Genomic DNA, 24829 nt, shown 5'->3' with positions numbered 1-24829 from the left:
ATAGGGGTAACGCGCTAGGGGGAATGATTTTTGTCAGTGCAGAAGTGCCGGAAATTCGTCTTGCGAGCGCTTGCCCTGTGTGCCGGTGTTTTTCTGCTCTCTGCTTGCCATAGCCCGCCCCCGGCACCTATTAGCCAAAGACCCCCACCGCCCAGTGAAAAAATTGACTACCACCTGGTCTCGCAGGGTGAAACCCTGTTTGCTATTGCCTGGCGTTATGAAAAAGATGTGGACAAACTGGCCCGTGCCAACGGGTTGAGACCTCCGTATACCATTTACCGTGGACAGCGGTTGACCCTGGACACGACACGCATACCGCCACCTAGATATACTTCTGTGGCACCTAAACCTGCACCAGTTAGTTCCAGCAAAACATCCACCAAAACAAAGGTGGTGGAAGTCCCTCCGAAAACCCCCGTAAAAGTCACCCGGCCACCACCAAAATCCACGGCCTCGTTACCTTCAAACTGGAACTGGCAATGGCCCACAGAGGGGCGAGTAACTAAAACCTACAACAGCGACCCGTTGTTCAAAGGGATTGATATTCAAAGCCTTCCAGGGCAGGCCGTTATGGCAGCAGCGCCCGGTATCGTGGTTTACTCCGGGGAAGGGCTGCGGGGCTATGGCCGACTGGTGATTGTCAAACACAGTGAGGTTTACCTGAGTGCCTATGCTCATTGCCGGACTCTTCTGGTGCAGGAGGGACAGGTTCTGAAAACGGGACAGAAAATTGCGGAAGTGGGGGGTGATCCCGCCAACAATAAACGACTCTATTTCGAGATACGAAAAGATGGCAAGCCCGTGAATCCGCTAGCTTACTTACCGAAACGATGAAGCTGTCATACGACGGAGTTTGGTGATACATTCCTGACAGAGTTTGGGTGCTGACCTGTCTTGTGCTCTGTTTTTGGGCCTTTGACTTTAGATGTTTTGATGATTGCTAGGAAATAGTTTTTGTGTCCGACGATGATAACGAAAAAGAGGGTGGCTTTGAGCTGAGCGATGACGCTAGCGAAGAGGATGCTCAGCAGTCCTTCGAGTCATCGAAAGAGGAAAAGGTGTTGGATGCGGCCAGTCTTTATCTGAAAGAGATTGGTTATGCTCCGTTGCTTTCTGCCGAAGAAGAGGTTTTTTTCGCTCGCAAGATTGCCAAGGGCGACGAGGCCGCTCGCAAGCGCATGATTGAGAGCAATCTACGTCTGGTAGTTAAAATTGCGAGGCGTTATGTCAATCGTGGCCTGTCTCTTTTGGACCTGATCGAAGAGGGCAACCTCGGTCTGATGAGGGCGGTAGAAAAATTTGACCCAGAGCTTGGATACCGTTTTTCCACTTACGCCACCTGGTGGATTCGCCAATCAGTTGAGCGAGCCCTGATGAATCAGACGCGAACCATTCGTCTGCCCATTCATGTGGTAAAGGAACTCAATGTCTACCTCAAGGCATCCCGTCGTCTTGCGCAAGAGCTGGATCACGACCCGACCGCTGAAGAAATCGCACAGTCTCTGGACAAAACCGTTGATGATGTTTCACGGATGTTGCGTCTCAACGAACGCGTAACTTCCGTTGATGTGCCCATGGGCAAAGATGGTGATCGCATGCTGGTTGAAACCCTGGCAGACGAGCACCCCAGTGATCCTGAAGAGCTGGTCGAAGATCAGGATATGAATGACGCGGTTGAGCTTTGGTTGTCAGAGCTGACGGATAAGCAGCAGGAAGTGATTGTGCGTCGCTTCGGCTTACACGGACACGATGTGTGCACCCTAGAAGAAGTCGGCCACGAAATAGGGTTGACCCGAGAACGAGTCCGACAAATTCAGGTGGAAGCTTTACGCCGCCTGCGGTCAATCGTGAACAAGCAGGGCTTGGATGGACATACCTTGTTTGATGAAAACTGATCTTCTGTCAGTTTGAAGTCTCAATATGCCCCAGATGTTTTTGCACCACTTTGAGAGTAGGTTTAAACAGTTTTGGTGTGGCGCAGACAATATTCCCGCTATCCATATAGTTTTCACCGCCACTGAAGTCGCTGACCAGGCCACCGGCCTCTTTCACCAATAGCACACCGGCTGCAATGTCCCAGGGCTTCAGGTTCATTTCCCAGAATGCATCGACACGTCCCGCCGATAGATAAGCGAGGTCCAGTGAAGCAACACCGAGCCGACGTATACCAGACGATTGTGTCGCCAGTTCTGTAAGGCAGGACAGATAAGGCTCCATGTGGTCAATGGAGGGACTGTTAAAGGGGATGCCAGTGGCGACCAGAGATCCGGCGAGTCCAACTCTGCCTGACACGCGAATTCGCTTGCCGTTCAGAAAAGCACCGCGACCGCGGCTGGCTGTATATTCTTCCCGGCGCATGGGGTCAAACACCACGGCATGTTCCAGTTTGCCCTTATAGCGACAGCCAATGGACACTGCAAAGTGGGGGATACCATGAATAAAATTTGTGGTGCCATCCAGAGGGTCGATTATCCATTGATAGTCATCGTTTTCGCCCTGGAGGTGGCCTGACTCTTCGCCGATGATGCTGTGATCGGGATAGGCTTTACGCAGATGGTAAATAATTTCCTTTTCAGCGGCGCGGTCGATTTCTGTGACGTAATCGTTGCGGCCTTTTTCATCGATCTTGATCAAATCGCTGCGTTCAGTGGCGCGAGCAATCATATCCCCGGCTTTGCGGGCGGCACGAAGTGCGATATTAACCATCGGTTCCATTACTGCTATTCCACTGTGGCGAAAGCGCGGCATTGTAGCAGAGAGCTAGAGTTTGAGGGGAGTGGAAATCCATGATTTCACCTTTGCTTCCTGATAGAATTTGCGCCCTTCAAAAAGGCGGTTGTGCGTCGCTGTTTTCTTGAGAGCACAGGCGATCCCTGAGACTAACCATTAATGCAGGCCTAGTGTGTTTGAAAATGTTCGTATAGTGCTGGTGAATACCACACATCCTGGCAACATTGGTGGTGCCGCCAGGGCCATGAAGAATATGGGTCTGTCCCGCCTGTATCTCGTTTCCCCAAAAGAATATCCCGCTGATCGAGCCGTTTGGCGCGCCGCAAATGCACTGGATGTGCTGGATAATGCGGTTGTGGTAGACACGCTGGATGAAGCCGTTGGCAGTTGTGGCCTTGTTGTGGGTACTAGCGCCCGTGAGCGCCGCATTCCCTGGCCGCTCCTCAATCCTCGGGAGTGTGGTGAACGGGTCTGGCAAGAGTCCTCTGAGCATGAAGTGGCGATCGTATTTGGCCGGGAAGACCGGGGACTAACCAATGAAGAGTTGCATAAATGTACCTACCATGTGCACATACCCTCAAATCCTGAATACAGCTCGCTGAATCTTGCCGCAGCGGTGCAGGTGCTTTGTTATGAGGTACGAATGGCTTCTCTTGCAAACGCAGATGGTAAGTTGCCATCGCTGTGCGAGTGGGATGTACCCCCAGCCCGGGCGGAAGATTTGGAAATGTATTTTCAACATCTGGAGCAAGCGTTGGTGGATATAGGCTTCCACAGCCGCGATAACCCGCGCCAGACCATGCCACGACTTCGCAGGCTTTACAGCAGGATCCGACTAGATGAAATGGAGCTGTCGATTTTGCGCGGTGTGTTGACTGCTATGCAGAATCTCGCACACAAAATGCGGCAGCTTACAGGGGACAAGCAGAGCGACACCCGGACGTAATTCCGACTAAAAAACTATGTTATTTACTTGACTAAAATAGTGGGTTATTGGATAATTCCGGCATGTGTTTCATGAACTGAACGAGTGAGAGCATCTCTATGCGCCTGACAACTCGAGGTCGTTATGCTGTGACTGCCATGCTGGATTTGGCGCTGCATGGTGATAAAGGTCCCATAAGCCTGGCGGATATATCGCAGCGTCAGGAGATTTCACTGTCTTACCTGGAACAATTATTTGCCAAGTTGCGCCAGAAGGATCTGGTTAGCAGCGTCAGGGGCCCCGGTGGCGGCTATCGCCTCTCACGGGACTGCACAGCTATCAACGTTGCCGAGATCATTGATGCTGTCAATGAGTCTATCGATGCAACTAGTTGTAACGGTAAGGGTAACTGCCAAAATGGCGGAGTCTGCCTGACCCACTATCTTTGGGATGACCTCAGCCAGCAGATTCACCGCTTTCTTAGTGGAATTACACTGGACAGTCTGGTGCAGCAACAGGAAGTGCGTCCGGTGATGTTGAGTGGCGCAGAGTAAAGCAAGCGCCGTCAATTGTGAAAATCTATTAGGAGTGACTGAATGAAACTGCCGATCTATCTGGACTATTCTGCAACCACGCCGGTTGACCCTCGGGTAGCCGCGAAGATGGCGGAATGTCTGACTACAGAGGGCAACTTCGGTAATCCGGCCTCCCGTTCGCATGCCTTTGGTTGGCAAGCGGAGGCGGCTGTTGAAGATGCGAGAGAACAGGTGGCGTCACTGTTGAATGCCGATCCCAGGGAAATTGTCTGGACTTCAGGTGCCACGGAAGCCAATAACTTGGCGATCAAGGGCTGTGCCCACTTCAATCAGAAAAAAGGCAAGCACATTATTACCTCCAAAATCGAGCACAAAGCGGTGCTCGACACCTGCCGCCAGTTGGAGCGAGAGGGCTATGAGGTTACTTATCTTGTCCCGGACGCCGACGGCTTGATTCAGCCGAGCGCTGTTTCCGAGGCGATTCGTGAAGACACTACGCTGGTGTCGCTGATGCACGTGAATAACGAGATCGGAACCATTAATGACATCGCGGCGATTGGCGAAGTTTGTCGTGAGCACAAGGTTTATTTCCACGTGGATGCCGCACAGAGTGCTGGCAAGGTGGAAATAGACATGGAAACCATGAAAGTTGACATGATGTCTTTGTCAGCCCACAAAATATATGGTCCCAAGGGCATTGGCGCTCTGTATGTGCGTCGCAAACCACGGGTTCGCATCGAAGCACAGATGCATGGCGGTGGCCATGAGCGCGGCATGCGCTCCGGAACGCTGGCCACTCATCAAATTGTCGGTATGGGTGAAGCTTTCCGTATTGCCAGAGAAGAGATGTCCGATGAAAACCAGCGTGTATTGGCGCTGCGTAATCGGCTTTGGCACGGTATTTCCGATATGGAGGCTGTCCACCTGAACGGCTCTTTAGAGCAGCGTGTTTCGGGAAATCTGAATGTCAGTTTTGCCTATGTAGAAGGTGAGTCTCTGATCATGGCGCTCAAGGATCTCGCGGTCTCATCCGGCTCAGCCTGTACCTCGGCCAGCCTGGAACCTTCCTATGTGCTACGTGCGTTGGGTCTGGATGATGAGCTGGCACACAGCTCCATTCGTTTCTCCATAGGTCGCTTTACAACTGCTGAAGAAATTGATTACGCCATTGAGCGAGTGCGGGAAGCCGTTAATAAATTACGGGAGCTATCTCCGCTCTGGGATATGTACAAAGACGGCATCGATCTGAGTCAGGTCGAGTGGGCCGCCCACTAACGTTGAGGAGTTAAATTATGTCTTACAGTGACAAAGTACTGGATCACTACGAAAGTCCCCGCAACGTTGGCAAGTTGGATGATAAAGCCAGCAACGTTGGCACGGGAATGGTTGGTGCCCCGGCCTGTGGCGATGTCATGCGCCTTCAGATTCAGGTGAATGAGGACGGTGTTATTGAGGACGCCAAATTTAAAACCTATGGCTGCGGATCTGCGATTGCCTCGAGCTCTTTGCTGACTGAGTGGGTCAAGGGTAAAACCCTTGAGCAGGCCGCAGAGATCAAGAACACCCAGATAGCAGAAGAGCTGGCATTGCCACCGGTGAAAATCCACTGTTCTGTGTTGGCGGAAGACGCGATTAAGGCCGCCGTCAGAGATGTTCGCCATAAGCGTGGCGAACAGACCGACTGAACTGACAGACAACTTGAGATAGCAGGAGAGAAATAATGGCAATTACCATGACCCAGGCAGCTGAGCAGCACATCACCAGGCACCTTGCTCACCGGGGACACGGTATTGGTATTCGCCTCGGTGTTAAGACCACGGGTTGTTCCGGGTTGTCCTATGTCCTTGAATTTGTCGATGACCAGCAGCCCGAGGACACGGTTTTTGACTGTGGTGATGCAAAGTTGTTTGTGGATCCTAAAAGTCTCGCCTATCTGGACGGCACAGAGTTGGATTTCGTAAAGGAAGGGCTCAATGAAGGTTTTCAGTTCAACAACCCCAATGTCAAGGAAGAGTGCGGTTGTGGTGAGAGTTTCCACATCTAGGTGGTAGAGAGCCCGATAGGGTATAAGAGCCTTTTTTGATATCTCGGTCGGAGCTGTTCTCGTGGAAATTTCAGACAATTTTTTCGAAATTTTCGGACTGCCTGTCAGTTATGATATCGACATCAGCCAGCTCTCAGAACGCTACCGCACCATGCAGCGGCAATTTCACCCAGACAAATATGCCGGCAAGCCCGCCCGCGAACAGCGGTTGGCGGAGCAGTATGCGGCTGTTGTGAATCAGGCCTACAACGAACTGAAATCACCACTGCTGCGTGCACAGTACCTGTTGTCGTTACACGGAGTGGATGGGGCTAATGAGACTGCCATCACCCGTGATCCTGACTTTCTAATGGAGCAAATGACGCTGCGCGAAGCCTTGTCAGAGGTTCGGGATGCCAACGATTCTCACGCGTCGCTTGCGGAGATTAATGAACATGCCATTGGCGAGTATCGCTCACTGCAGAAACTCTTCAGCGAGTGCCTGGGTGCAGCAGATATGGATCATGCTGCTGAAGCGGTGGCCAAGATGCAGTTTTTCAGCAAGCTCATCAGTGAAATTCATGAGCTTGAACACGAACTAGACGAAGAATAGGCGGTTACATCAAGTGGTTTTGTTACAGATATCTGAGCCCGGTCAGTCCCCGGAACCGCATCAGCGCCGGAGAGCAGTGGGCATTGACCTGGGCACTACGAACTCGCTGGTGGCAACTGTTCGCAGTGGTACGCCGGAAACGTTGCCTGACAACGAAGACCGCCACCTGCTGCCTTCAGTGGTCCATTACGAGGCGGACCAGAATATCTCTATTGGTTACGAGGCCCTCGAGTGGGCGGGTCGTGATGCGCTCAACACTCTCATTTCCGTTAAGCGCTTTATGGGTCGTGGTACAACAGATATCAAAACCCTGGGAGACCAGTTGCCCTATCAGTTTGTGTCAGGTGAAAGTGGCATGCCCAGCTTTAGAACATCTGCTGGAGATATTAGCCCTGTGGCGGCTTCTGCCGAAATTCTGCGAGCCCTTGTAGAGCGTGCGGAATCAGCCCTGGATGGTCCTCTGGATGGTGCGGTGATAACTGTTCCCGCTTATTTCGATGAAGCACAGCGTCAGGCCACGAAAGATGCTGCAACCCTGGCAGGAGTCAAGGTGCTGCGCCTGTTGAGTGAGCCCACGGCTGCCGCCGTTGCCTACGGACTCGACCAGGGAGGGGAGGGGGTAATAGCCGTTTATGACCTTGGCGGTGGAACCTTCGATATTTCCCTGCTGAGGTTGTCTCGCGGTGTCTTTGAAGTTCTGGCCACTGGTGGTGATTCAGCCCTCGGTGGTGATGACTTTGATCGTGCCATCGCCCAATGGTGCTGCGAACAGGCCGGGCTGGGTTCCGATCTCGATCCGCAGCAACAAAGACAATTGATGTCTGCTGCGCGCCAAGCCAAGGAAGCTTTGGCTGAGCAGGAAAGCGTGGCGATGGATGTGCTTGGCTGGCAAGGTTCATTGGACAGACACACCCTGAACACCCTTGTTGATCCCCTGATCGATAAAACATTGCGAGCCTGTCGGAGAAGCCTGAGGGATGCAGAGCTTGATAGTGATGAAATCGATGCTGTCGTTATGGTCGGTGGGTCGACACGTATGTTGAGGGTTCGCGAGCGGGTTGAAGAGACATTCAAACGCGAGCCCCTGGTCAATATCGACCCCGACCGCGTGGTGGCCATCGGCGCCGCACTTCAGGCTGATGTGCTGGTCGGCAATAAGCCCGGCGATGAAATGTTGTTGCTGGATGTAATTCCATTGTCGCTGGGTCTCGAAACCATGGGTGGTCTGATGGAAAAAATCATCCATCGCAATACCACCATACCGGTTGCCAAGGCTCAGGATTTCACCACCTTTAAGGATGGGCAAACAGCCATGGCTATCCACGTGCTGCAGGGGGAGCGGGAGCTGGTCAGCGATTGTCGTTCCTTGGCACGTTTTGAACTGCGAGGCATCCCGCCTATGGTGGCCGGTGCAGCAAAGATTCGCGTCAAATTCCAGGTAGACGCGGATGGCTTACTGAATGTGTCCGCCAAGGAATTAACCAGTGGTGTTGAGGCGCATGTTGAGGTCAAACCCTCCTATGGCCTGAATGACAAAGAAGTGACCCGGATGTTGAGGGAGTCCTACACCCATGCCCGGGATGATATGCAGTTGAGGGCCCTGAGAGAGCAGCAGGTCGAAGCAGATCGTCTCTACGAAGACCTCAGTGCCGCATTGGCGCAGGATGGCAAAGTCCTGCTTAATGAGAAGGAATACCATTGCCTTGAAGTGGCGTTGGACGATTTGCGTAACGTCAGGGAGAGCAGCAACCACCGTGAAATTGCCCGCCATATTGAGACAGTGTCGAAAACCAGTGAGGATTTCGCGGCACGTCGCATGGATGCCAGTATTAAAAAGGCGTTGGCCGGTCACAGCCTCGACGAGATTGATAAGGGCCTTTGAAATGACCAAGGTTGTATTTCTCCCACACGAAACCATCTGCCCGGAAGGGGCGGTGATTGAGGTCGAGCCTGGCGAAAGCATCTGTGAAGCGGCACTGCGCAATGATATTGAGATAGAACATGCCTGTGAAATGTCCTGTGCCTGTACAACCTGTCATGTCTATGTACGGGAGGGCTTTGATTCCCTTGAGGAAGCGGACGAGCTGGAAGAGGATTACCTCGACAAGGCCTGGGGTGTGGATCCGGATTCGCGGCTCAGTTGCCAGGCGGTTGTTAAAGATCAGGATTTAATTGTCGAAATACCTAAATACACCATCAATATGGTGTCCGAAAAGCACTAGTCGGAGTATTGGTCATGACACTGAAGTGGACCGATGTAATGGATCTGGCAATCGAGTTGTCGGAATCACACCCGGATGTTGATCCGCGGTATGTCAATTTTGTGGATTTGAGAAACTGGGTTCTCTCCCTGGAAGATTTTGATGATGATCCTCAGCGTTGTGGCGAAAAGGTGCTAGAGGCGATCCAGATGGCATGGATTGATGAACTCGATTAGAATGGTCCGCAGAATTTGATGTTGGTTAAGGGGTATAGATGAGCTCTAAAGAAGAGCTTTATAAAGTACTGGTTGAATCGGTACCCTATGGCACCCTTTTCTTTGCCTACGGCGTCTGTGTCGACGCCAATCAGAATGCCCTGAGGTTGTTGGAGTGTGAGCTCAAGCAACTGATCGGTGCCTCCGTTGATAAAATCAACGGTGATGAATCTTCTGCACTGGTTGACCTGAAGTTACAACTCAAAAAAGCCCAAATGGGCAAACAGAAAACGCTATCCTGGACCTGTCCCGGTCAGGGAGCCCCCATTCATGTTGAAGTCGTGTACGTAACAGAAGACGGCAAAGAAATGGTCGTCATGCTGAAAAGCGAGCAGGACAAGGCGGCCGCTTCCGGAGCTGAGGGCTATCACAGCAAACCTACAAATAGTGGTCAATCTGGCCTTGACGCATTGTCAGATAGCTGGGAGCCAATGGACGAGTCGGCTGTCACTAGTGTGGGTAATCCCGAGCTGATTGTTGATGACAGTGGCAGAGTGGTTTCTGAGCGCCGAGTCGCCGAGCGACGTGCTGATGATGGGCAAAAGCACTATTTTGACGGCTTGACCAGTCTCCCGAATCGCCAAATGTTGGCCGAATCGCTGGCAGATTTTCTGGAAATCCATCAAGGCGGTCCAGTTTGCGCCGCTGTCATGATGCTGGATCTCGACCACTTCAAGGATATCAATGATTCCTGGGGGCACAACGTTGGAGACCAGGTCATCAAGAAAATTGGCCAGGCACTCGTCAGCCTGGTGTCCGGGGACAACATGCTTGCCAGGATGAGTGGCGATGAGTTCGTCCTTTTCATTCCCGAACTGGCGGACGACCCCTCGAAAGCAGCCTGGAGTGCCCAGGCGATTGCAGAAAAACTGGGCGAGGCCGTAGCCAGTCCGATATTTCTCGATGGTCACGAGGTTATTCTCACCGCGAGTATTGGTATTGCCTTATTGACCGATGCTGACCTGAGAGCAGACCGTGTGTTGCAGTATGCGGATACCGCCATGTATGAGGCGAAGCGAAAAGGCCGCAACAGTATTGCGTTTTTTGACCCCAGCATTACTCAAAAAGCCCAGCGCCAGATTGGTATGAACACGCGGTTACGAAAAGCCATGGATAACCATGAGTTTGTCCTGTACATCCAGCCACAAATATCTGTTGAAACCGGTGAATTGTTGGGTGGTGAGGCATTGCTGCGCTGGATGAACGCAGACAAAGTGACCAATATGCCTTCGGAGTTTATTCCGGTGCTGGAGTCATCGGGGCTGATCGTCGATGTCGGGCGCTGGGTGATTCGAACGTCCTGTGAATATTTGCGTAATTTTATCGACATGGGTATCTGGCAGGATCATATGCGTCTTGGTATCAATATCAGCCCGCGCCAGTTCCGTGATCCCCAGTTGCTCGATATTGTCCAGCACAGTATGAAGAGCTACAACATCGACCCGAGCTTCCTGAACTTCGAGGTGACTGAAAGCCTGGTGATCGAAGACGTCGATGATGCCATTAAAAAAATGGAAGCCATCAAGGCCTTGGGAGCGATGTTTTCCATCGACGATTTTGGTATCGGGTATTCATCGATGATCTACCTGAAGCGACTGCCCTTCGACCAGCTCAAGATTGATCGTGAGTTTATCCGCAATATCCATCGCGATTCGGAAAGCCGTGGCATCGTGGAAGCGATCATGGCAGTTTCCAAACAATATGGGCTAAAGGTCACAGCAGAAGGTGTGGAAAGTCAGGAAGCCTTGGACATCCTGCGTGAGCTGGGTTGTCATTCCTATCAGGGCTCGCATTTCAGTATGCCCGTGCCCTGTGATCGCTTTACAAAATTGTTAGCTGCCTGAACATGAGTGGTCAGGAAACGGCCTTGAGAATTCCTTGTAACCCCTTGTATCGAAGAGTAAAATGCCCCCCTTTTGAAGCGGCGGGCCGAGCTGGGTGCAGCAGGGCTCGCCAGGTTTTACAAATATCCCCCCTGGAGACCATTAATGGCTATTGAACGTACCCTTTCTATTATCAAACCCGATGCAGTGGCAAAGAATGTAATCGGCCAAATCTACAGCCGTTTTGAAAATGCGGGTTTGAAAATCGTCGCAGCAAAAATGCTGCACCTCTCCAAGGAGAAAGCGGGCGGTTTTTATGCTGAACACAAAGAACGTCCTTTCTTTGCCGACCTGGTTGGCTTCATGACATCCGGCCCGGTAGTCGTTCAGGTACTGGAAGGTGAAAATGCTGTTGCCCTGAATCGTGAATTGATGGGTGCAACCAACCCCAAGGAAGCCGATGCTGGCACTATTCGTGCAGATTTTGCGGAATCCATTGACGCCAACGCTGTCCATGGTTCTGACTCGACAACTTCCGCTGCTCGTGAAGTGGCTTACTTCTTTGCAGAAGATGAAATTTGTCCCAGATAATTGATGCCCAACCCTATGCCGAAAGGCAGGATAATTGATGACAGCATTGAACACTGACATCAACCAGACAGTAGAGCCCCAGGAGGAGAAAATAAACCTGCTGGGGCTTTCTGCTGAAAAACTGGTGGAATTTTTTGCCTCTCTGGGCGAAAAACCTTTTCGTGCCACACAGGTTTTGAAGTGGATTCACCAGCTTGGTGTTGATGACTTTGAGCAGATGACAAATCTTTCAAAGGCCCTTCGTGAACGCTTGAAAATTGTGGCTGAAATCCGCGCACCAGAGGTGGTCTCCCAGCATGATTCAGCGGATGGAACACGGAAATGGCTGATTCGTGTGGCGGGTGGTAGCTGTATTGAAACAGTATTTATTCCGGAAAAAGATCGCGGCACATTGTGTGTTTCCTCGCAGGTTGGCTGCTCCCTCGACTGCAGCTTCTGCGCCACGGGGAAGCAAGGGTTTAATCGTGACCTGACCGCGGCGGAGATCATTGGCCAGGTTTGGATTGCAGCAAAATCCTTTGACTCTCTGACCGTCGGAGCTGACCGCGTAGTCAGCAATGTAGTGATGATGGGCATGGGTGAGCCTCTACTGAACTTTGATAATGTGGTGGACGCCATGTCCCTGATGCTCCACGACTGTGCCTATGGTCTTTCCAAGCGCCGGGTGACCTTGAGCACGTCGGGGGTTGTCCCCGCCATTGACCGGCTGGGTGAGGTTTCAGACGTTTCTCTGGCCATTTCGCTGCATGCGCCAAATGACGAGTTGCGCAACGAGCTGGTGCCTATCAATCGCAAATACCCCATAGCCATGCTGCTGGATTCGGCGCGTCGGTATCTGGAAAAAATGCCTGATACCCACCGTAAAATTACGGTGGAGTACACGTTGATTGACCATGTTAATGATCGTGATGAGCACGCAAAACAGTTGGCCAAACTGCTCAAGGATTTACCTTGTAAGATCAACCTGATTCCATTCAACCCGTTTGCACAGTCTGATTACAAAAAAGTTACAAACACTGCCCTGAATCGCTTTCGGGACATCCTCTACAAGGAAGGGCATATCGTCACCGTGAGAACAACCCGTGGTGATGACATCGCGGCAGCCTGTGGTCAATTGGCGGGTACAGTGAATGACAAGACACGTCGCAGCGAGCGTTACCAGAACCAGGTGGTGGAGTCGCCAGTCAGGTTTGTGGGGTAATGGATAACAATGCAATCCAGGGGTGAAGGACGCATGAAGCTCAGAACCATAGTCACAGTCATCGTGGCCGTATTTTCGATGGCAATGATACAGGGCTGCACCACATCGTCCACGACGGTGAACGGTGCACCGAGTGTGAGCCCCGATACTGAAAAGGCCTTAGAGACACGCTTGCAACTGGCCCTGGGATACATGACCCAGGGTGATCGGGAACGCGCCCGAGAGCATCTTGAGAAAGCGATGCGAATCAACAGTCGTTCACCCGAGGTGCATGACGTATGGGCCCTGTTGTATCAGCAGGAAATGGAGCTGGCTGAGGCGGAATCCCACTATAAAAAAGCTCTAAGTTACGACCCAGGCTTTACCCGTAGCCGCAACAATTACGGCATGTTCCTGCTGCGCCAAGAGCGTTATGAGGAAGCATACCAACAGTTTGTTAAAGGCTCTGAAGATCTGGCCTACCCTAAACGCGGTGAAATTTTCTATAAGGCTGGTGTCACGGCAATCAAGCTCAACAAACTAACGGAAGGGGAAGAAGCTCTGCAAAAGGCCGTCGTGCTGGCGCCGCAGATGTCCCAACCCTATCTGGAGTTGGCAGAGATCGCTTATACGCGCGCGGATTATCAACGCGCCAAGCAACTGTTGGAAAAATATAATGATGCTCGGCGGAGACCGACGCCCAGGGGTTTGTGGTTGGGAGTAAAACTGGAAAATCGACTTGGAAATCGAGATGCGGAAGCGAGTCAGGGACTGGCACTGAAAAATCTGTTTCCCGATTCTCGGGAAAACCAGGAATACCTGAACTGGCTACAAAATGACAAACAAGACTGAAGCAAAAAAGCAGACAGACACAGCCCCGGCAATGGAGGTGTCTCCGGGCGAGCAGCTCCGTAGAGCCAGAAAGGAAAAAGGCCTAGGAATTGATGATCTTGTACCCCAGTTGGGGTTGCCGGCCAGAGTTTTGAACGCCATTGAAACGGACGACTACGAGCGCCTGCCCGGGCCGGTGTATGTCAGGGGTTATGTGCGTCGTTACTGTGCATTGCTTGAACTACCGGAAGAACCGGCGCTACAAGCCGTTGAGCAGCAGTTGGCCGCCCGGGGCATCAAGGATCATTCACCCTCACTTATACTTCCGGCTGCCCCGAGAAAGAAGTTTAAATTTCGTCTGAGTTTCTTGGTGGTACCGTTGATTCTGATTTTGTTGGTGGTTGCCGCTGTATTTGTGTGGGCGATGCAGACCGATGAAACCATCAACCTTCCACAAGTGGAAAAATCTGCTGTCACCATACAACCACAACTTGAAATGAAGCAGTTGCCGAATCTCAGCAGTAACAATGTGCAAACCTATGAGGAGCCGAATCCTACGGTCCGGGCGGTGGCAGAGGAGGGTGGTGATGATGGTATTCGCAATCTTTATATCCGTGTGGTTCAGCAAAGCTGGGTTGAAGTCTTTGATGCCGAAGGTGGCATGCTGGTTGCCGATTTGAAATCTTCGGGTACCGAACTGGATGTGAATGGCCTGGCGCCGTTTACCGTAATATTGGGCTATGCCCCAGGTATAGAAATTATGTATGCCGGTGAGCCGATCACCGTTGCCACCATTGCCAACGATAATACGACAACACTAAAGATCGGTGATGATTTGACCTCGGAGTAGTAGACAGTCCATGCATTTTGAATCCCCGATAGTCCGCAGGCAGTCCCGCCAGATCATGGTAGGCAACGTTCCTGTGGGTGGCGATGCGCCCATTTCCATACAGAGCATGACCAATACGGAAACGACCGATGTGGCCGCGACCGTCGCACAGATTTTACGCCTCGAAGCTGCAGGTGCGGATATTGTGCGCGTTTCTGTACCCAGTATGGAGGCCGCCGAAGCGTTTGGCCTGATTCGTCAGCAGGTGTCAGTGCCCCTGGTGGCAGACATTCATTTTGACTATCGAATTGCTTTGCGGGTCGCGGATCTGGGCGTTGATTGTCTGCGCATCAACCCGGGAAATATCGGCAGGGAAAAGCGTATCCAGGCCGTGGTTGATAAGGCCCGTGACCTCAATATTCCGATACGTATCGGGGTGAATGCCGGGTCACTGGAGAAAGATCTACAAAAGAAATACGGTGAGCCAACCCCGGACGCTCTGGTGGAATCCGCCATGCGACATGTGGAGATTCTCGACAGCCTGAATTTCAACAACTTTAAATTGAGTTTAAAAGCGTCGGATATTTTTATGGCCGTCGCAGCCTACCGCAAAATAGCCACCCAGATAGACAACCCGTTGCACTTGGGGATAACCGAAGCTGGGGGCTTGCGAGGTGGTACGGTAAAATCTTCCATCGGTCTCGGTTTACTGTTGATGGATGGCATTGGGGACACAATTCGCGTTTCCCTTGCCGCTGATCCCGTGGAAGAGGTTAAAGTCGGCTGGGATATGCTGAAGAGCCTCAAGCTGCGCAGCAAGGGAGTCAATTTTATCGCTTGTCCCAGTTGTTCCAGGCAGAATTTTGATGTCATTAAAACCATGAACGAGCTGGAAACCAGGTTGGAAGATATCACCACGCCGATAGATGTTGCTGTCATTGGCTGTATCGTCAATGGTCCTGGGGAAGCCAAGGAAGTGGATCTGGGCCTCACTGGTGGCACACCAAACAATCTGGTGTATATCGATGGTCAGCCCAGCCAGAAGCTGGGGCAGGAAAACCTGGTGGATGAACTCGAGCAATTGATTCGCACCAAAGCCAGCCAGAAAGCAGCACAACAAGAAAATCTGATAGCGAAGTCCTGATGAAAAAAATTCAATCCATCCGGGGGATGAATGATCTTCTGCCCGATGAGTCGCCCGTTTGGCAGTATCTGGAAAAAACCGTTTCGGAATTGTTAGCCAGGTATGGCTACCGGGAAATCCGTTTTCCCATTCTCGAGCCCACTGAGTTGTTCAAACGCTCTATCGGTGAAGTAACCGATATCGTTGAAAAAGAAATGTATACCTTTGACGACCGCAACGGCGACAGCGTTACCCTGCGACCGGAGGGTACAGCAGGTTGTGTCCGCGCCTGTGAACAGCATGGGCTGACCTTCAATCAAGTACAAAGACTTTGGTATCAGGGACCCATGTTCCGATATGAGCGCCCGCAAAAAGGTCGCCTGCGTCAGTTCCATCAAATTGGTATTGAGGTATTCGGGCTGGAAGGTCCGGATATCGACGCCGAGCAATTGGTCATGATCTGGCGGTTGTGGCAGCAGCTCGGTATTGATCAGGTGGTGACGTTGGAAGTGAATTCACTTGGCACCGTGGAATCCCGCGGTCGCTATCGGGATGCGTTGGTAGAGTTTCTGGAATCTCGCAAAGAGCTGCTCGATGAAGACAGTCAGAGGCGCTTGTATAGTAACCCCATGAGAATCCTCGATAGCAAAAATCCCGAGACTCAAAAACTGCTGGATGGTGCTCCACAGTTGGCGGATTTTCTCGAGGACGAATCGCGTCAACATTTTGAGCAGCTGCTGTGCCTACTGGATGGGGCCGGTGTTCCCTACCGGGTGAACCCGAGACTGGTCAGAGGACTGGACTATTACGGTAAGACGGTCTTCGAATGGGTAACCAATGCGCTGGGAGCTCAGGGTACAGTCTGTGCAGGTGGACGTTATGATGGTCTGGTAGAGCAGCTGGGTGGAAAACATACACCGGCGGTCGGTTTTGCCATGGGCGTTGAGCGTTTGGTATTGCTGCTTGACGCCGCTGGTGTGGTACCGGATAGTATCGCCCGGCAAGTTGACGTCTACCTGCTGGCAGCGGGTGATGTTCAGGTTCAGGCTTTGCAGCTGGGTGAAACCTTGCGAAGTCAGTGTCCGCAATTGCGCGTTCTAAACCACTGTGGTGGTGGCAGTTTCAAGAGCCAGATGAAAAAAGCAGACCGCTGTGGTGCACAGATAGCGCTGATTCTCGGCGAAGATGAAGCTGCCAGTGGCAAAGTGTCCGTGAAATTTTTGCGTGAAGATAAACCCCAACAAACAATGAGCATTACCGAGACACTGGCAATGCTGAATGAATACGATTTTGAAAAAGGTGAGGTCTAACAGTGGCAGAACATCTCAGCGAAGAGGAACAGCTGGAAAGTCTCAAACGCTGGTGGAAAGAGAACGGTCTGTCCACGGTGATTGTGGTTGTGCTCGCCGTGGGCGGGTATTTCGGTTGGGACTTATGGAAAGGTCACCGTCAGGCGCAGACGGAAGCGGCAGCCATTGTCTATCAGCAGATGATGGAAGTCTCGCAGGTACAGCCCGGACAGGCACTTGAAGCTGAGAAGCGGGAGCAGGCGGTAGCATTGGCAGAGCAGCTGAAAAGCGAGCATGCCAGTAGTCAGTATGCCCGCTACGCGGCGATGTTGCTGGCGCGCCTGGCTGTGGAAGCTGATGACCTGGAGGTTGCCAAAAGCCAGCTGCAGTGGGCGGAGAAAGGTGCAGATGATGGATTGTTACTGATTATTAAGTTGCGCCTGGCCCGACTGGAAGCCGCATCAGGTAATCTGGACAAAGCCATTGATATGCTGAAAGGTGTTGATGCCGGGGCCATGGGTTCGGCTTACGCTGAAGCAATTGGTGATTTTCAGGTAATTAAAGGTGATAAAGCGGCTGCCTATACTGCCTATCGTGATGCCCTGCAAAAGCTTGTGCTCAATGACAACCAGACACGTACCATTATAGAGCTGAAGCTCAATCATGTGGCACCCGAGGTTGAAACAACTGATCCGGTTGATCCAGCCTCCGAGGGAGATGCCTGATGAGACATTTAACCTGGCTATTGGCAGCTTGCCTATTGATCTCAGGGTGTAGCATTTCCTCTATCAAGGATAAGCTGGGCACACCTAAAGTTGACGATGCCGGCGAAAAGATTGCCCCTGCTGCCCTGCAGGAATTCATGCAGGAAGCCAAGTTTACAAAGCGTTGGTCCACTAATGCTGTGGGCAAATATCGCTCAGTTAATGGTGGCATTCGCCCGGCCATTTCGAATGGAATGATCTACGTGGCGGATAGTCAGGGTGAGGTGGCTGCCATTGATGCTGCTTCCGGCGAAAAACGCTGGAAAGTGGAGCTGGATGTTGATCTCGGCGGTGGTGTAGGCGTGGGCAATGATCTCGTCCTCGTGGGCAGTACCCTGGGTGATGTGTTCGCCCTGGATGCCAACACTGGTGAGCAGCGTTGGCATACTTATGTGACCAGCGAAATATTGGCAGCGCCTGGTACCAATGGCATCGTCGTGGCTGTGCAATCGCAGGATGGCCGTGTGGTTGGCTTGGATGCCGACGATGGCAAAAAACTCTGGGTTTTTGAAGCAGATGTTCCAGTGCTAACCCTGCGGGGCACAACATCGCCCCAGGTTGGCTACGACGCAGTTATCGTCACCTTTGCCAACGGCAAAGTGCACGCCCTGAACCCGAATTCCGGTGAGGAGATCTGGGAAAATCGGGTCGCGGTGCCCCAGGGGCGTACAGAACTTGAGCGTATGGTGGACATCGATGGTCAGCCTGTGCAGTCAGGTGAAATACTCTATGTGGCCAGCTACCAGGGTCGCATTGGCGCTATCGCCCGATCCACAGGCCGGGGTATCTGGTATCAGGATGCGTCAACCACGCGCGATCTCGCCTTCGGTCTGGAACAGATTTACCTGGTTCAAAAGAATGATGCCATTGAGGCCATGCGGGCCAGCAGCGGGCAACAATTGTGGCTTAACGCTCAATTGACTTACCGCAAGCTGAGCAGTCCGGTGGTGTTCAATGGTTACGTGGTGGTCGGTGATGCAGAGGGATTCCTGCATGCGCTGTCTCAGACGGATGGCCATTTTGTCGCTCGTGCCAAAGTGGGGAGTGGTGTCACAGCACCCATGCTGGTCGATGACGAAACACTCTATATCCTGGATAACAGTGGTAAATTGTCTGCTTTCAGTATTGAGTAAATGGCTGTAGAGAATGTGGATGCCGCCCTTTGCCTGAAGGGCGGCATTTTATATTTACAGGGAAAGAAAAAACTCAGTACAACATCCCCAGAGATTGGGAAATCGGGTGTGATACCCGGAGATTTTTTGAGTACGGTGAAATGGTCCCAGTAATCGCTTTAGTTGGCCGACCCAATGTCGGCAAATCGACCTTATTTAATCGCTTGACCAAAAGTCACGATGCGCTGGTGGCAAACTATCCAGGGCTGACCCGTGACAGGAAATACGGCGAGGGTGAATTTCAGGGTCGTCGTTACATGCTGATTGATACCGGCGGCATTACCGGTGAGGAAGAGGGCATTGATTCAGCTATGGCAATGCAGTCGATGCAGGCTATTGAAGAGGCTGATGCGGTTCTGCTGGTAGTCGACAGCCGGGATGGCCTCACGCCTGTCGACAGGCGTCTGGCGGAAGAGATGCGTAGTAACGGCCGAAAGGTATATCTGGTGGCCAATAAAATTGATGGCATAAATCCCGATGTCGCCATGGCCGAGTTCTTTGAACTGGGTATTCCCGAAGTCTATCCCACTACAGCAACCCATGGTCGCGGCGTACGCCAGCTCATGGAAGCGGTACTGAGCCCCTTCCCAGAAGAAGAATTGGTGGAGTCTGAAGAAGAAGCAGAGCGCGGTATTAAAATTGCGGTGATTGGACGGCCAAATGTCGGTAAGTCCACGCTGGTTAACCGTTTACTGGGTGAAGAGCGGGTGGTTGTTTTTGATATGCCGGGAACGACCAGAGACAGTGTCTACATTGATTACGAGCGAGATGGCAAGAACTACACACTGATCGATACCGCCGGAATACGGCGTCGCAAGAACATTAAGTTAGCGGTGGAAAAATTCTCCATCGTAAAAACCCTGCAGGCCATTGAAGATGCCAATGTGGTGGTATTGCTGATTGATGCTCGGGAAGGCCTGGTTGATCAGGATTTACACCTGATGGGTACAACCATTGAGTCCGGACGAGCATTGGTGCTGGCAGTGAATAAATGGGATGGGCTTGAGGCGGACAACAAAGCCTGGATCAAGACGGAGCTGGAAAGGCGCCTGCGATTTGTGGACTTCGCCGATGTACACTTCATCTCTGCACTGCATGGCACGGGAGTAGGTCACCTATACGAGTCCATTGAAAAAGCCTTTGCCGCCGCCACCGACAAACTGGGAACCAACCGGCTGACTCGTATCCTGCAGGATGCGGTGACTGAGCATCAGCCACCTATGGTCAGGGGGCGTCGTATCAAGCTGCGCTATGCCCACGCAGGGGGGCAAAACCCTCCGGTGATTGTTATTCACGGCAACCAGACGGAAGAGGTGCCCAGTCATTACACGCGTTACCTGGAAAAGCTTTTTCGCAAGGCGCTGGATCTGCATGGCACCCCGGTAAGAATTGAGTACCGCTCCAGTGAGAATCCCTATGCAGGGAAAAAGAATAAACTCACCGCACGTCAGGTCGCGAAAAAGCGGCGCTTAATGAAACACGTTAAAAAGAAATAAGTGTTTTGGCCTATCAGGCCGCGGCGAGGGTTTCATCTCTGATCAGCAACTGATAACTGGTGACAAAGTCCTTGGCAGACCCTTCCGGTCGAGAGCGAAAGTGACGGTGCCAGTATGTGCCCAGGGCACCGATATTAGCTGGATCGGGCAACGCCTGTTCAGCCCGCCGATAAATCATCCAGGCTATGGCTGTGGCATATTTGAGGTTGGTGGCCAGTTCGCCGTGAGGATCCTTGAGAAAACTGTGCTGTCCGGCTATGCCGCGGATATCACTGGCCAGTTCGGGATGCTGTATCAGGTAATTGTCCCAGACCGTCCTGTGCATGCTTGGCGTTATGCGGTAGAGGCCCACTCGACGCCCTTCGTGCCAGCCTCCCAGGCCAGATTCATGTGCCGCCGTCCCCAAAAGTAGATTTTCCGCAGCTTGTGACCAGTCGTTCAGATAGTTCAGTGTCTCCCGAATAACGAGATGACGTAAATCCCCAGCAGTAAAAATCATGACTTGGCTCCTGTGCTCTTATTGATGCAGTCGGGTTCACATTGTCTTCATGATCTTATAATTTTGTTCATTATTAGCATGTTATATTAAATAACTCAATTTAAAATTATAAATTATAGCTAACTTAAGTTATTTTCTGCTCCAATATTGACTATTATTTGACCAAATTTATTTGGGAATACAGGGTTCAGTGATGCAGTGGCGATCAAACTGATAAATAATGGATCCATAAGAAAAACCGGGAGCGGGTGGTTGGCCACGTTTAGCTTGTCGATAGCACTGACGTTCTGTGTCTATTTGGTGGTTGTGCTGGGTATAGGGATTCTCGCCTGGACGAAAACCCGTTCCGCTTCGGATTATTTTCTGGGTGGGCGCCGATTGTCTGCAGGTGTTGCTGCTCTCAGTGCCGGGGCTTCCGACATGAGTGGTTGGGTTTTGCTCGGGTTGCCGGGATATGCTTATTTGGCGGGCATGGAGGCAAGCTGGATTGCTCTCGGCCTCTGTATCGGTGTCGCGCTCAATTGGCTGCTGTCTGCCAAGCGCCTGCGTGTCTACAGTTATCAGCTGGATGATGCCGTCACACTTCCAGCGTATTTGCACCGTCGTTTTCAATGCCCGGTACCATGGCTTAAGCTTTCTTCAGGCCTGTTCATCCTGCTGTTCTTTTTGTTCTATGTCAGCTCCGGATTAATCGGGGCCGGGAAATTATTTGTTGCGGTTTTTGGGTTCGAATACCAACTGTCAGTATTGCTGGGGGCCGTGATTATCATTTTCTACACCCTGTTCGGGGGGTTTCTTGCGGTTTCCTGGACCGACGTATTTCAGGCAATCCTCATGACACTAGCCCTGGTGCTGGTGCCGTGGATGGCCATGGCCAATCTGGGTGGTTACAGCCAGCTTGTGGGTACGACTGAGGCAAACAATCCCGCCTTGTTGTCTATGGCCACCGACCGTGAGGGTAATCCGCTGGATGCGCTGGCCATCATCAGCCTGATGGGGTGGGGGCTGGCCTATTTTGGTCAACCGCACATCCTGGCACGTTTCAAGGCCATCCACTCGCATGTCCAATTACGTACCGCTTCGGCAATCGGTATCAGCTGGTCACTACTGGTGTATGCAATGTCCATAGCTGTTGGTATTACGGGATTGGCGCTGTTATCAGCACCACTGTCAGATGCCGAACACGTGTTTATGGCGATGGTCCAGATACTGTTTCATCCTCTGGTGGCCGGTTTTCTTCTGGCAGCCATTCTGGCCGCGATCATGAGTACCGTTGATTCCCAGTTGCTGGCGAGTTCTTCTGCGCTGGCCGAAGATCTCTATCCCATGCTCAGTGGTCATCAGTTATCCGAAAAGGGCCGCATCACTGCGGGGCGCTGGGCCGTTGCGGTGATTGCGACAGTGGCGACAGGCGTAGCAATGGACCCCGACAGCAAGGTACTTGATGTGGTGGCCTATGCCTGGGGAGGGCTCGGTGCCACATTGGGGCCTGTGACCTTGCTGAGCCTGTATTGGCCGCGCATGAATTGGCAGGGCGCTCTGGCCGGTGTTATTTCCGGAGGGGTGACGGTGGTGGTCTGGAAGCAGTTATCCGGTGGCATTTTTGAGGTCTACGAACTGGTGCCCGCATTTTTTGTATCCCTGGCGGCAATTCTTGTTACCAGCATGCTGACTCCCGCACCGGAAAATATGGTTAAACAAGGCTTTCTTGAAATGTCGCAGATGCTCAATAAACAGGAATAATCGGCCAGACTGGCTCCAGGTTTCACCGTACTTATAGGTAAGAGGGTATTTTAATGGAAAAAAATCAGACATTCAGTGAGACATTATCCACTTTGATGGTGGCGTACGGTGGCAAATTGTTACTGGCCCTGGTTGTGCTGGGCGTTGGCTGGTGGCTTATTGGCCGAATTCTCTATTTCCTGGATCGCGCACTAATGAAAAGTGATGCGGAAAAAACCCTGCGAACGTTTTTTCACAGTTTTACCAATATTCTTTTGAAAGGGGTGCTGTTGGTCATTGTGGCTTCCATGGTGGGGGTAGAGACGGCATCGCTGATCGCCTTGCTGGGTGCGGCCGGTTTGGCAGTGGGGTTGGCATTGCAGGGTAGCCTGGCTAACTTTGCTGGCGGTGTGCTGATCCTGTTTTTCAAGCCGTTCAAAGCCGGGGATGAGATTGAAGCTCAGGGTTACCGGGGACTGGTTGAAGAGATCCAGATCTTTAACACGATCTTGAAAACACGGGATAACGAAGTGGTGGTCATTCCCAACGGGATTCTTTCTAACGGCTGCCTGAAGAACATCTTCTGTGAACCGACACGCAGGGTCGATATGACCTTTGGTATCAGTTACCAGGATGACATTCTCAAGGCCAAGCAGGTGATCAGACAGGTGCTTGAGGCCAACCCCAAAGTGCTGAAAACACCTGCCCCGGATGTTTTTGTCAGCGCCCATGCCGACAGCTCAATCAACTTGCTGGTGCGCCCCTGGTGCGTTTCCAAGGATTATTTTGAAGTCTATTTTGGGACCATGGAAGACCTGAAACTGGCCTTCGACCGCGAGGGCATCACCATTCCGTTCCCGCAGCGGGATGTCCATATCAAAGGGGGCACTCCCCAGCTCTGATAGCTGTAGAGGTTTAAACCGTGGGTATGGAGGTGGTTGTTGGCGATATTACCCGTCTCAAGGTTGAGGTTGTGGTTAATGCCGCCAATCAGCAACTCGCCGGCGGTGGTGGCGTAGATGGGGCCATTCACCGCGCGGCAGGTTATGAGCAATTGCAGCAGGCCTGCCGGAAGCTAGGGGGCTGCCCCACAGGGCAGGTTGTTGTGACGCCGGCCTTCAATCTTTCTGCCCGATATATATTTCATGCAGTAGGACCTATCTGGCGTGGAGGGGGTAGCGGAGAACAAGCCCTGTTGGCCAGTTGCTATCGCCAGGCTATGGTCTTGGCGAATGAACTCGGAGTATCCAGTATTGCTTTTCCTGCCATCAGTTGTGGTGTCTATGGTTATCCCTCGGAGTTGGCCGCTCCTTTAGCGGTGTTTGAAGTACAGAAGCAACTCGATCAGGGCTCGTCGCTGCAGCACGTCATCTTTTGTTGCTTTGATGAGGTGATAGCAGGGTATTACCGGCCTTTGCTTGCTTGATATCGATAATTTGTGTAGTTAACCAGAAGCTATTAAGACAATATCAATAATTAATTTTTGCAATTAACCTGCTTTTACTAAGATATAAATAACAGGACGTCGAATGATGTTCCTTGATGATCAACAGACCTTGGTGTCACAAACGGAGAAACACTATGCAAAGCAGAGTTCCAAACGTCGTTTTCAAAACCCGTGTGCGCAATGAAGCATTGGGTGGGCCCAACCCCTTTGAGTGGAAGGACCTGCACACTGACGATATTTTCAAGGGCAAAAATGTCATCGTATTTTCTCTGCCCGGTGCATTCACACCCACCTGTTCTACCTCACACCTGCCTCGATATGAGGAACTGTATGATGAGTTTAAAGCGCTGGGTGTCGACGCTGTGGTCTGTGTCTCAGTGAACGATGCTTTTGTGATGTTCCAGTGGGGTAAAAGCCAGAATGCCAAGAATGTGTTCCTGTTGCCCGATGGTAATGGTGAATTTACGAGAAAAATGGGCATGCTCGTGGATAAAAATAACCTCGGCTTTGGCCAGCGGAGCTGGCGTTACTCCATGTATGTGGAAGACGGTGAGATCAAGCAGATGTTCTGCGAGCCAGGCTTCGAAGATAACTGCCAGACCGATCCCTTTGAGGTTTCCGATGCGGACACCATGTTGAATTACCTGAAAAACCGCTGAGCAGAAAAGGGAAGAGGGCAGACATCCTTCTTCCCTTTTTTATCGTTGTGATTTTCCTAACAGACACGACGATTGCCAACTCCGCAATATTTCAACGGGTA

The 24829-nt window shown here is 51.9% G+C and carries 27 protein-coding genes; 25 read left to right on the top strand and 2 right to left on the bottom strand.

The features are described 5' to 3' along the window. The first annotated feature begins 36 nt into the window (after positions 1–36). Positions 37–834, top strand: a complete 798-nt coding sequence (locus Q8A57_RS00645) for a peptidoglycan DD-metalloendopeptidase family protein (RefSeq protein ID WP_305169701.1) — start codon at positions 37–39, stop codon at positions 832–834. A 122-nt stretch (positions 835–956) separates the two neighbouring features. Further along, positions 957–1895, top strand: a complete 939-nt coding sequence (gene rpoS / locus Q8A57_RS00640; RefSeq protein WP_305168989.1) for an RNA polymerase sigma factor RpoS — start codon at positions 957–959, stop codon at positions 1893–1895. A gap of 7 nt (positions 1896–1902) precedes the next feature. Here the strand turns inward: rpoS and Q8A57_RS00635 are convergent, their stop codons facing one another. Continuing rightward, on the bottom strand, positions 1903–2715 hold the full coding sequence (locus tag Q8A57_RS00635) for an inositol monophosphatase family protein (RefSeq protein ID WP_305168988.1): 813 nt from the start codon (positions 2713–2715) through the stop codon (positions 1903–1905). A 187-nt stretch (positions 2716–2902) separates the two neighbouring features. Between Q8A57_RS00635 and trmJ the strand changes: the two genes are divergently transcribed. The 19 genes from trmJ (at position 2903) to der (ending at position 20401) form a co-directional block, all read left to right on the top strand. Further along, on the top strand, positions 2903–3676 hold the full coding sequence (trmJ, locus tag Q8A57_RS00630; RefSeq protein ID WP_305168987.1) for a tRNA (cytosine(32)/uridine(32)-2'-O)-methyltransferase TrmJ: 774 nt from the start codon (positions 2903–2905) through the stop codon (positions 3674–3676). A 98-nt stretch (positions 3677–3774) separates the two neighbouring features. After that, positions 3775–4209, top strand: coding sequence for a Fe-S cluster assembly transcriptional regulator IscR (gene iscR / locus Q8A57_RS00625; RefSeq protein WP_305168986.1), 435 nt, complete (start codon positions 3775–3777; stop codon positions 4207–4209). Positions 4210–4251: 42 nt separating this feature from the next. After that, the gene (locus Q8A57_RS00620; protein ID WP_305168985.1) at positions 4252–5466 is read left to right on the top strand and encodes an IscS subfamily cysteine desulfurase; all 1215 of its coding nucleotides are present in this window, start codon (positions 4252–4254) and stop codon (positions 5464–5466) included. A 17-nt stretch (positions 5467–5483) separates the two neighbouring features. After that, positions 5484–5876, top strand: a complete 393-nt coding sequence (gene iscU / locus Q8A57_RS00615; protein WP_305168984.1) for a Fe-S cluster assembly scaffold IscU — start codon at positions 5484–5486, stop codon at positions 5874–5876. Between the two features lie 35 nt (positions 5877–5911). Continuing rightward, complete coding sequence (iscA, locus tag Q8A57_RS00610; protein WP_305168982.1) at positions 5912–6235, top strand: iron-sulfur cluster assembly protein IscA; 324 nt, start codon at positions 5912–5914, stop codon at positions 6233–6235. Positions 6236–6296: 61 nt separating this feature from the next. Next, positions 6297–6827, top strand: a complete 531-nt coding sequence (gene hscB, locus Q8A57_RS00605) for a Fe-S protein assembly co-chaperone HscB (protein ID WP_305168981.1) — start codon at positions 6297–6299, stop codon at positions 6825–6827. A gap of 13 nt (positions 6828–6840) precedes the next feature. Further along, on the top strand, positions 6841–8709 hold the full coding sequence (gene hscA / locus Q8A57_RS00600; RefSeq protein WP_305168980.1) for a Fe-S protein assembly chaperone HscA: 1869 nt from the start codon (positions 6841–6843) through the stop codon (positions 8707–8709). A gap of 1 nt (position 8710) precedes the next feature. Continuing rightward, positions 8711–9049 (top strand): ISC system 2Fe-2S type ferredoxin, encoded by a 339-nt coding sequence (fdx, locus tag Q8A57_RS00595; protein ID WP_305168979.1) that lies wholly within the window; start codon positions 8711–8713, stop codon positions 9047–9049. 14 nt (positions 9050–9063) lie between these two features. After that, positions 9064–9264: a Fe-S cluster assembly protein IscX gene (gene iscX / locus Q8A57_RS00590; RefSeq protein ID WP_305168978.1), complete on the top strand. Its 201-nt coding sequence runs from the start codon at positions 9064–9066 to the stop codon at positions 9262–9264. A gap of 38 nt (positions 9265–9302) precedes the next feature. After that, complete coding sequence (locus Q8A57_RS00585; RefSeq protein WP_305168977.1) at positions 9303–11147, top strand: putative bifunctional diguanylate cyclase/phosphodiesterase; 1845 nt, start codon at positions 9303–9305, stop codon at positions 11145–11147. Between the two features lie 144 nt (positions 11148–11291). After that, entirely contained in the window at positions 11292–11717 is a 426-nt protein-coding gene (gene ndk, locus Q8A57_RS00580; RefSeq protein WP_305168976.1) for a nucleoside-diphosphate kinase, read from the top strand. 37 nt (positions 11718–11754) lie between these two features. Further along, positions 11755–12918 (top strand): dual-specificity RNA methyltransferase RlmN, encoded by a 1164-nt coding sequence (gene rlmN, locus Q8A57_RS00575; RefSeq protein WP_305168975.1) that lies wholly within the window; start codon positions 11755–11757, stop codon positions 12916–12918. A 33-nt stretch (positions 12919–12951) separates the two neighbouring features. After that, positions 12952–13749, top strand: a complete 798-nt coding sequence (gene pilW / locus Q8A57_RS00570) for a type IV pilus biogenesis/stability protein PilW (protein WP_305168974.1) — start codon at positions 12952–12954, stop codon at positions 13747–13749. Next, positions 13733–14578 carry a helix-turn-helix domain-containing protein gene (locus tag Q8A57_RS00565; RefSeq protein ID WP_305168973.1) on the top strand — a complete coding sequence of 282 codons (846 nt, stop codon included), beginning with the start codon at positions 13733–13735 and terminating at the stop codon, positions 14576–14578. The genes pilW and Q8A57_RS00565 overlap by 17 nt, the downstream gene beginning before the upstream one ends. Before the next feature lie 10 nt (positions 14579–14588). Then, positions 14589–15701: a flavodoxin-dependent (E)-4-hydroxy-3-methylbut-2-enyl-diphosphate synthase gene (gene ispG / locus Q8A57_RS00560; protein ID WP_305168972.1), complete on the top strand. Its 1113-nt coding sequence runs from the start codon at positions 14589–14591 to the stop codon at positions 15699–15701. Further along, positions 15701–16990 (top strand): histidine--tRNA ligase, encoded by a 1290-nt coding sequence (gene hisS / locus Q8A57_RS00555; RefSeq protein WP_305168971.1) that lies wholly within the window; start codon positions 15701–15703, stop codon positions 16988–16990. The genes ispG and hisS overlap by 1 nt, the downstream gene beginning before the upstream one ends. A 2-nt stretch (positions 16991–16992) precedes the next feature. After that, a complete protein-coding gene (locus tag Q8A57_RS00550) occupies positions 16993–17694 on the top strand; it encodes a YfgM family protein (protein ID WP_305168969.1) in 702 nt (233 codons plus the stop codon). Next, a complete protein-coding gene (bamB, locus tag Q8A57_RS00545; RefSeq protein WP_305168968.1) occupies positions 17694–18866 on the top strand; it encodes an outer membrane protein assembly factor BamB in 1173 nt (390 codons plus the stop codon). The genes Q8A57_RS00550 and bamB overlap by 1 nt, the downstream gene beginning before the upstream one ends. Positions 18867–19006: 140 nt before the next feature. Next, positions 19007–20401 carry a ribosome biogenesis GTPase Der gene (gene der / locus Q8A57_RS00540; RefSeq protein ID WP_305168967.1) on the top strand — a complete coding sequence of 465 codons (1395 nt, stop codon included), beginning with the start codon at positions 19007–19009 and terminating at the stop codon, positions 20399–20401. A gap of 13 nt (positions 20402–20414) precedes the next feature. Here the strand turns inward: der and Q8A57_RS00535 are convergent, their stop codons facing one another. After that, positions 20415–20900 (bottom strand): hypothetical protein, encoded by a 486-nt coding sequence (locus Q8A57_RS00535; protein WP_305168966.1) that lies wholly within the window; start codon positions 20898–20900, stop codon positions 20415–20417. 252 nt (positions 20901–21152) lie between these two features. Here Q8A57_RS00535 and putP point away from each other — a divergent pair, with 252 nt between their 5' ends. From putP to Q8A57_RS00515, 4 genes are all read left to right on the top strand, one after another. After that, positions 21153–22643 (top strand): sodium/proline symporter PutP, encoded by a 1491-nt coding sequence (gene putP, locus Q8A57_RS00530; protein ID WP_305168965.1) that lies wholly within the window; start codon positions 21153–21155, stop codon positions 22641–22643. Positions 22644–22696: 53 nt separating this feature from the next. Next, positions 22697–23524 carry a mechanosensitive ion channel family protein gene (locus Q8A57_RS00525; protein ID WP_305168964.1) on the top strand — a complete coding sequence of 276 codons (828 nt, stop codon included), beginning with the start codon at positions 22697–22699 and terminating at the stop codon, positions 23522–23524. A 26-nt stretch (positions 23525–23550) separates the two neighbouring features. Further along, positions 23551–24048: an O-acetyl-ADP-ribose deacetylase gene (locus Q8A57_RS00520; protein WP_305169700.1), complete on the top strand. Its 498-nt coding sequence runs from the start codon at positions 23551–23553 to the stop codon at positions 24046–24048. A 155-nt stretch (positions 24049–24203) separates the two neighbouring features. Then, positions 24204–24728, top strand: coding sequence for a peroxiredoxin (locus Q8A57_RS00515; RefSeq protein ID WP_305168963.1), 525 nt, complete (start codon positions 24204–24206; stop codon positions 24726–24728). The last annotated feature ends 101 nt before the right edge of the window (positions 24729–24829 follow it).

Source organism: Porticoccus litoralis, from assembly GCF_030676955.1.
Classification (GTDB): Bacteria; Pseudomonadota; Gammaproteobacteria; order Pseudomonadales; family Porticoccaceae; genus Porticoccus; species Porticoccus litoralis.
This window is presented reverse-complemented; position numbering and strand designations above follow the sequence as displayed.